9 protein-coding genes and 1 pseudogene are annotated in these 7,675 nt (G+C 62.8%); 3 read left to right on the top strand and 7 right to left on the bottom strand.

Features of this window, described 5'->3' with window-relative positions:
* Positions 1-22 precede the first annotated feature (22 nt).
* The 6 genes from AB5Y70_RS09835 to AB5Y70_RS09810 form a co-directional block, all read right to left on the bottom strand.
* Complete coding sequence (locus tag AB5Y70_RS09835) at positions 23-1,006, bottom strand: MDR family oxidoreductase (RefSeq protein WP_053288362.1); 984 nt, start codon at positions 1,004-1,006, stop codon at positions 23-25.
* Between the two features lie 52 nt (positions 1,007-1,058).
* Positions 1,059-1,694 (bottom strand): TetR/AcrR family transcriptional regulator, encoded by a 636-nt coding sequence (locus AB5Y70_RS09830; protein ID WP_010675224.1) that lies wholly within the window; start codon positions 1,692-1,694, stop codon positions 1,059-1,061.
* A 155-nt stretch (positions 1,695-1,849) separates the two neighbouring features.
* Positions 1,850-2,098 (bottom strand): GlsB/YeaQ/YmgE family stress response membrane protein, encoded by a 249-nt coding sequence (locus AB5Y70_RS09825; protein ID WP_010675223.1) that lies wholly within the window; start codon positions 2,096-2,098, stop codon positions 1,850-1,852.
* A gap of 128 nt (positions 2,099-2,226) precedes the next feature.
* The gene (gene lpxH / locus AB5Y70_RS09820) at positions 2,227-2,952 is read right to left on the bottom strand and encodes a UDP-2,3-diacylglucosamine diphosphatase (RefSeq protein ID WP_010675222.1); all 726 of its coding nucleotides are present in this window, start codon (positions 2,950-2,952) and stop codon (positions 2,227-2,229) included.
* Positions 2,953-2,965: 13 nt separating this feature from the next.
* On the bottom strand, positions 2,966-3,652 hold the full coding sequence (locus AB5Y70_RS09815; RefSeq protein WP_010675221.1) for a DUF4269 domain-containing protein: 687 nt from the start codon (positions 3,650-3,652) through the stop codon (positions 2,966-2,968).
* Positions 3,642-4,139, bottom strand: a complete 498-nt coding sequence (locus AB5Y70_RS09810) for a peptidylprolyl isomerase (protein ID WP_010675220.1) — start codon at positions 4,137-4,139, stop codon at positions 3,642-3,644. The genes AB5Y70_RS09815 and AB5Y70_RS09810 overlap by 11 nt, the downstream gene beginning before the upstream one ends.
* A 191-nt stretch (positions 4,140-4,330) precedes the next feature.
* On the opposite strand from AB5Y70_RS09810, the gene cysS reads away from it, so the two are divergent.
* Positions 4,331-5,707 (top strand): cysteine--tRNA ligase, encoded by a 1,377-nt coding sequence (cysS, locus tag AB5Y70_RS09805; protein WP_010675219.1) that lies wholly within the window; start codon positions 4,331-4,333, stop codon positions 5,705-5,707.
* Between the two features lie 233 nt (positions 5,708-5,940).
* On the opposite strand, the gene AB5Y70_RS09800 is transcribed toward cysS, so the two are convergent.
* On the bottom strand, positions 5,941-6,300 hold the full coding sequence (locus AB5Y70_RS09800; protein ID WP_010675218.1) for a lysozyme inhibitor LprI family protein: 360 nt from the start codon (positions 6,298-6,300) through the stop codon (positions 5,941-5,943).
* Positions 6,301-6,395: 95 nt separating this feature from the next.
* Between AB5Y70_RS09800 and AB5Y70_RS09795 the strand changes: the two genes are divergently transcribed.
* A complete protein-coding gene (locus AB5Y70_RS09795; RefSeq protein WP_010675217.1) occupies positions 6,396-7,010 on the top strand; it encodes a hypothetical protein in 615 nt (204 codons plus the stop codon).
* Positions 7,011-7,571: 561 nt separating this feature from the next.
* Positions 7,572-7,675 (top strand): annotated as a pseudogene (locus AB5Y70_RS09790) (IS481 family transposase); the annotation flags it as partial.

Below are 7,675 nucleotides of genomic sequence, written 5' to 3'. Positions count from 1 at the left end.
CCGGCTCATATCGCGTCAGTCATCACCCCTGGACATTGACCAGGATCCGGCCGCGCACCTGGCCTGCCAGGAAGGCATCCCCCAGGGTCACGACCTGGGAGAGGGGCACTTCCCGGGTGAGGAGATGGAGGCGGGTCAGGTCGAGATCCTCGGCCAGTCGGGCCCAGGCCTGCTGGCGCTGCGGGCGCAGTGCCATCACGCTGTCGATGCCATAGAGGGTGACGCCGCGCAGGATGAAGGGCATGACGGTGGAGGGGAAGTCCATCCCTCCCGCCAGACCGCAGGCGGCCACGGCGCCGCCGTAGCGGGTAGTGGCGCAGGCATTGGCCAGGGTGTGGCTGCCGACGGTGTCGATGACGCCGGCCCAGCGTTCCTTGCCCAGCGGGCGTCCCGGCGCGGCCAGTTCAGCGCGATCGATCACCTCGGCGGCGCCGAGGGACGTCAGATAGTCGGCCTCGTGCAGCCGCCCGGTGGCGGCCACGACCCGATAGCCCAGCTTGGCCAGGAGGGTGATCGCCACGCTGCCCACGCCGCCGTTGGCGCCCGTCACCAGAATGTCACCGTCACCGGGGGTGATGCCGTGCTTCTCCAACGCCATCACGCAGAGCATGGCGGTGTACCCTGCGGTGCCGATGGCCATGGCGTCCCGGGGCTGGAAGCGCTCAGGCAGGGCGACCAGCCAGTCGCCCCGGACCCGTGCCCGCTCTGCCAGCCCGCCACTGTGGGTCTCGCCCACGCCCCATCCGTTGAGCACCACCTTGTCGCCGGGGTGCCAGTCGGGATGCTGGCTCTCCAGCACGGTACCGGCAAAGTCGATGCCGGGGATCAGAGGGAAGCGGCGTACCACGGGGGCGGCGCCGGTGAGGGCCAGGCCATCCTTGTAGTTGAGGGAAGACCACTGTACCGCCACGGTCACATCCCCGGCAGGCAATATCTCCTCGGAGAGGCTCTGGTAGCTGGCGCGATAACCCGCCTCGTCTTTCTCGATCAGAATACCGTTGAACATCTTGTCTACTCCCATTAATTGGACTGACTGACTATTAATCTTCGTAAAAAATCTATTTGGCCAAGGTCATGAAAAAGCGGAGAAAAGAGAGCATGGGCTCGGTATCGCCCACCAGGCGTGCGCGCAGTACGGCCCCTTCCCAGCCGATCCAGAACTGATGGGCGAGGGCAGGGCAGTCACATTCAGGGGGCAGCTCCCCCGCCGTCACGGCATCCCTCAGGCAGCGGGCGAGCAGCGCCTCCCAGTCGAGGAGGATCTGCTCGAGGCGCAGGCGCAGCTCGGGGGACAGTTGCACCACCTCCTGACCCAGGTTGCCCACCAGGCAGCCGCGCTGGAACGCATAACGGGTCATGCCCCGGCAGGCGCTGTCGACGAAGGCGACAAGGCGGGCCAGAGGGGGCAGGCTCTCATCCTCCAGATAGCGCGTCAGCTTGCGGCAGAAGTAATGGTGATAGGCATCCATGACCGCCAGAGTGAAGTCGTGCTTGGTGGCGAAGTAGTGATAGAAGGAGCCCTTGGGGATCCCGGTCGACTGCAACACCCGCTCGATGGAGGTGGCGGCGATGCCCTGCTCGGTCAGCAGCTCCATGCCCCGGCGGATCAACAGATCCCGGGTGTCGGCATAGGTGTGCCCGTGCAGGGCAGGGCGACCGCGAGGGCGGCGGGGCAGAGCGTCGCTGGTTGGCATGGGAGTTATTAGACGCCTCTACTAGAAATGATGCAAGCCCGGCGCCGGGCTAAGGCTCGGGGGATGAGATCGGGTGGTCGCGGCAAGCTGGAGCCAGCGGGGCAGAAAACAGCGAGGGCGCCACTGGCGCCCTCGCATCGATGGGTTGCTGCGTCTCAGCTGCGCAGCTTGTTGTAGACAAACAGCACGATCAGGGCGCCAACGGTGGCGATGATGATGCTCGGCAGGTTGAAGCCGGTGACCGTTCCCATCCCGAGCAGGGTGCTGACATAGCCCCCCACCATGGCACCGACCACCCCCAGGATCACCGTCATGAAGAAACCGCCGCCATCCTTGCCCGGCATGATCCATTTGGCCAGGATGCCGACGATCAGCCCCAGTACCACCCAAGTAAGAAATCCCATGGTCATCTCCTCGTTATGTGCAGAGAACCAGAGTATATGCAGGGATCCTGCTTGTATCCCGCCACAGCACGGCGTGAGTCAGAAACGGTCATATGAGACTCGCTCATGACCATGGCAGGCAGAGGGCCTCAGCCGAGCGCGCGGGTGTCGAGGCGCTGCCCGGCGGGGGAGCACACCAGCACCGACCCCTGCTCGAACCAGTCCCCCAGCACGATGCGCCGCGCCGCATGCCCATCCAGGGTGAAGTCGTGGATGGCGGGCCTGTGAGTGTGGCCGTGGATCATCAGGCGGCAGCCGTGCTGGCGCAGCATCTCGTCCACCGCCTCCGGAGTCACGTCCATGATGATCTGGCTCTTCTGGGCATTCTCCATCTGGCTCTGGCCGCGCATCTTGTGGGCGATGGCCTGGCGGCGCGAGAGCGGCAGGCGCAGGAAGAGCCAGCGCAGCCACTTCTGTTGGGTGATGCGGCGAAACTTCTGGTAGCCCTCGTCCCGGGTGCAGAGCAGATCCCCGTGGCTCAGCAGCACCCGCTCGCCGTACAGCTCGATGACACAGGGGTCGCCGAGCAGGGTCATGCCAGCCCGTTTGGCAAACTGGTGCCCCAAGAGGAAGTCGCGGTTGCCGTGAATGAAATAGAGGGGCACCCCTTGCTGGCTCAGGGCGAGAAAGGCATCGGCCACCTCGCGGTGGAGCGGGTTGGGGTCGTCGTCCCCAATCCAGAATTCGAACAGATCCCCCAGCACATAGAGGGCGTCGGCACCGGGCGCGTCTTCGGCCAGAAAGCGCACCAGGGCCGCCGTCATGTCGGGCCTGCCTTGGCTGAGGTGAATGTCACTGATAAAGAGGGTGCTCATGAGTTCCTGGGCATCATGGTAAGAGAGTCCCGCCTGGGGCCGGACAAGGCCTGTGACCTTGCACGTCGAGCGGGTGGGGGAGGGAAGGGCAGCAGAGCCCCGCAAGGTTGACGCCCTCCAGGGTCAGCAACGCCTCGTAAGGGTCGCCGGACAGACCCAGCAGGCGGCACATGGCCGCTTCCCCCTTGAGCCCTTCATCAACGCGCAGGCGCAGCACCTCCCGGTGGAAGGGGGCGCCAAAGCGCTCAAGCAGGGCGGCCATCAGGCTGAGGTGGCGCCAGCCATGACACATCTCGAGGGGATCAGGGGTGAGGTAGAGCTCGACTGGCCAGCACTGGCCATCTGGCCCGTGGCGTCGCTGCTCGGCGATCCAGACCTGCTCGCCCTTGCTTCGCACCTGCCAGCCTTGTGCTGCCAGTGTCGCGGCAAGGAAGGCCGGGGCCGGATGCTGGCAGAGGATGTCGAGATCGCTGCCGAGCCTATCCAGCCCGATGGCGATCGTGCTCACCAGGGCCAGATCGTTGCACAGGGGGCCAAGCTCATCCCACAGGCCGCCGCTCAGCAGGGCGTGGGCCGAGCGCTGACGTTCGTTGCCCTGGGCCAGATAGTCGAGGCGGCGCCAGTTGGGGGCGGCAGATGGAAAAACTGCGGCCGGGGCCGCAGTTGTGTCAGAGCCTGGCCGGCAGGGATTACTCGGCAAGGGTCACCTTGGTGATGACGACGTCTTCGGTCGGAACGTCCTGGTGCATGCGGCCGTAGTTGCCGGTCTTCACGCCCTTGATCTTGTTGACCACGTCCATGCCGGCGGTCACTTCACCGAACACGCAGTAGCCGAAGCCCTGGGTGGTGGCGGACTTGAAGTCTAGGAAGTCGTTGTTGTTCACGTTGATGAAGAACTGGGCGCTGGCGGAGTGCGGCTCCATGGTGCGGGCCATGGCGATGGTGCCGACCTTGTTGGACAGACCGTTGGCCGCCTCGTTCTTGATGGGAGCGCGGGTCTCTTTCTCTTCAAAGCCCGGGGCATAGCCGCCACCCTGGATCATGAAGCCGTCGATGACGCGGTGGAAGATGGTGTTGTCGTAGTGACCGTCACGGCAGTATTGCAGGAAGTTGGCCACGGTCTCCGGGGCTTTTTCCGCGTTCAGGGTCAGGGTGATGTCGCCGTGGTTGGTGTGCAGAGTAACCATGAGTTGTCCTTTCATTTTGACGCGGGCAGCAAGGTGCCCGCAGGTGTATGGCATAAAGTGGTGGCAATTCTAGCCCATCAAGGCCCTGCGGCATAGATGGCAGGGGGGAGAGGGGGCTTTTTCTGCCTCGTTTTCTATACCGGATGCGGTTAGAATGGCAGGCCATTTTACTCACAGGCAGTGGTCATAAGATGCTGAAGATATACAACACACTCACTCGTCAAAAAGAAGAATTCAAACCTATCCACCCGGGCAAGGTGGGCATGTATGTGTGTGGCGTCACTATCTATGATCACTGTCATATCGGCCATGGCCGTACCTTCGTCGCCTTCGACGTCGTCGCTCGCTACCTGCGTTATGCAGGATACGACCTCACCTATGTGCGCAACGTCACCGACGTGGACGACAAGATCATCAAGCGCGCCGCCGAAACGCACGTGACCTGTGACGATCTCACCGAGCGCCTCATCGGCGACATGCACCAGGATTTCGACGCCCTCGGCATGGTGCGTCCGGACATCGAACCCCGCGCCACCCAGCACATCGGCGAGATCATCGCCCTGGTTGAAACCCTGCTGGAAAAAGGGCACGCCTATGTGGCGGACAACGGCGATGTGATGTTCATCGTCGAGTCCTACGCCGACTACGGCAAGCTCTCGGGCCAGGATCTGGAGCAGTTGCAGGCCGGCGCCCGTGTCGACGTGGTGGATGCCAAGCGCAACCCGCTCGACTTCGTGCTGTGGAAGATGTCCAAGCCCGGCGAACCGACCTGGGACAGCCCCTGGGGCCCGGGCCGTCCTGGCTGGCACATCGAGTGCTCCGCCATGAACTCCAAGCACCTTGGCAACCACTTCGACATCCACGGCGGCGGCTCCGATCTGCAGTTCCCGCACCACGAGAACGAGATTGCCCAGTCCTGCTGCGCCCACGGTGGCGACTACGTCAACACCTGGATGCACAGCGGCATGGTGATGGTGGATAAAGAGAAAATGTCCAAATCCCTTGGCAACTTCTTCACCATCCGTGATGTGCTGGCCCACTACGACGCCGAAACCGTCCGTTACTTCCTGATGTCTGGTCATTACCGCAGCCAGCTCAACTACTCGGAAGATAACTTGAAGCAGGCCCGCGCCGCCCTGGAGCGGATGTACACCGCCCTGCGCGATCTGCCGCTGGCCGCTGCTGCCGGTGGTGACGAGCAGGTGGCCCGTTTCAAGGAAGCCATGGACGACGACTTCAACACCCCGGAAGCCTACTCCGCCCTGTTCGACCTGGTGCGCGAGATCAACCGCCAGAAAGCCGAAGACATGGCTGTCGCCGCTGGCCTCGGTGCCCGTCTGCGGGAGCTGGGCGCCGTGCTCGGCATCCTGCAACAAGACCCCGAGGCTTTCCTCAAGGGTGACGAAGCGGACGAAGAGGTCGCCGAAATCGAGCGCCTGATCGCCGAGCGCAATCAGGCCCGCGCCGACAAGAACTGGGCCGCGGCGGATGCCGCCCGTAACCGCCTCACCGAGATGGGCATCGTGCTGGAAGACAGCGCCGGCAAGACCAGCTGGCGCCGTGCCTAAGGCCGGTGGCCTTGTTGGCGCCTAGGCCAACAGGTTGAGCCAATAAAAAACCGCAGCCCTTGGGCTGCGGTTTTTTTATGGCCTGCCAAAGCCTCGGCATTTTTCGGTCTGATCCCCTCACCCCTTGGGGGAGAGGGTCAGGGTGAGGGGGCTCGCATCATGACTCACCGGAGTGCCTGCAAGCCGTCTGTTGCTTGCCCCCAGTTCCTACCTGATCTGGTTGGCTCCTCTGATCATGGCTGGTCTGGCAGTGTGTTCAGGTCTTTGGTGCGCGCCTCGGTCAACTGGGTGAGACAACTGCTGTGGACCATGGGCGCCATTGATCCCCCTTCATAGACGCCGGCCTCGTAACGGCACTGGGCATCGCGAAAGGCGATCCAGGCCCGTTGCGCAGTTCTCAGCCTCTCCAGCTGTGCCTTCTCCAGGGAGGCAACCCGCTTTTTATAGGCGGCATTGAGCTTGGCATCGGCTCGCTGGTAATCCTGAAACGCACAGATGTTCATGTCGGTTTGTGTCACCGGCGCAGTACAATCCTGTTCGGCCTGAACGGCAGTGGTTGCCAGCAAGAGCAACAGGGCGGGATAGGGTCTCAAGAGGCAGTTCCTTTGTGGTAGGGAGAAGGCCAATATACGGCATAAACCGGCCCGATGGCGGCTCTGTTTTTCAAGAATAACAAGGAGATGACGTCATGAAGTTGAGCTGGAGGCCGTTTCTGGCCCTGCCTCTGCTGGCGTCCGGGCTGTCTGTGGCCGCCACTGCCCCCGATATGCAGGTCCAAGCCCGCGCCAAGGTGGCCGAGTTTCTCGACTGGGAGCGCCAAGTCAAACCGAGCGGCCTCTATCAGGCAGGTCTGGGCGGTGCGTTGCCCAACATCGTCTCCCCCGAGCTGCTCTGCCTGCTCAATGCCGCCTCCAAGGCGCGGGAGATAGCCACTCGCGAAGCCCCGGACGAGAAGCCCCCCTTCGTCGAGGGCAACCCCTTCCTGCCCAACGCCTGGGATAACCTGCTGAGCTCGGAGATCCTCTCGTCGCGCGTCATCGCCGGCAGCCGGGATCGCAGCGAGGTCAAGGTGCGCTTCACCTTTGGCGAGCCGGGCACCCCGCTCGACGCCCCCAGCGGCACCTACCGTTTTGTCAGCACCTATCTGGTACTGGATGGGCCGCAAGGCGCCCGCATCACCGACATCGACGCTGGCGGCAGCTGTGATTTCTGCCAATCCGGCAGCCTGCGCGCCGCCCTCTATGAGACGCTCACCGCCTATCCCGCCGCAGGGGGAGAGCAGTGCAAGGGGTTGGGGAAATAGGGTTTGGCTTGAGTGAAAAAGTGTTTGGGGAATAGAAATAAAAAACGCAGCTCAAGGCTGCGGTTTTTTTGTTTGTGGTTTGCCGAAGCCTCGGCATCCTGCGGTCTGATCCCCTCGCCCCTTGGGGGAGAGGGTTAGGGTGAGGGGGGCTAATGTCATTCCTCTGGCGGAATGCAATCCAACGTTTGGATGGCATGGCTTCGCCATGCAGGACACGAGGGCCTTGCCCTCGAAGGGGTTTCGCCGCCGCTACGCGGCTTGGCGAGTGACTTTGGAAAGACCGCTCTCTTTGGCAAATAACACCAAAAGTCTTCCCCCCGGCAAACCCCCCGCTTCGCGGGTTCCCTCCTCTCGTCCAACGGGTCGGACGGAGCGCCGCAGACGGCACATCCATGTGCCGACTGCGGCTGCGGTAGTTGCTATGGATGCCTTGCCTGAGTTGGTTTGATTGGTTGTATGGAGATGGTATTCACCTGACAGTTGCCCACAAAAGGGAGTGGTCATACGGCTTCAAACCGGATAACAAAACGGTACCCCTACCGTGTTATCTGGAGTCACCGTATGACCACCAACGAGAAAGTAGCACGTCGTAAACTCAGCTTGCTAGAGCTCGCCAAAGAGCTCAATAACGTCAGCAAAGCCTGCAAGCTCATCGGCTACAGCCG

It is taken from the genome of Aeromonas sp. s1(2024) (assembly GCF_040908005.1).
In the GTDB taxonomy this organism is placed as follows: Bacteria; Pseudomonadota; Gammaproteobacteria; order Enterobacterales; family Aeromonadaceae; genus Aeromonas; species Aeromonas caviae.
The sequence above is the reverse complement of the archived record's forward strand: the minus strand, read 5'-3'. Positions and strand labels throughout refer to the sequence as shown.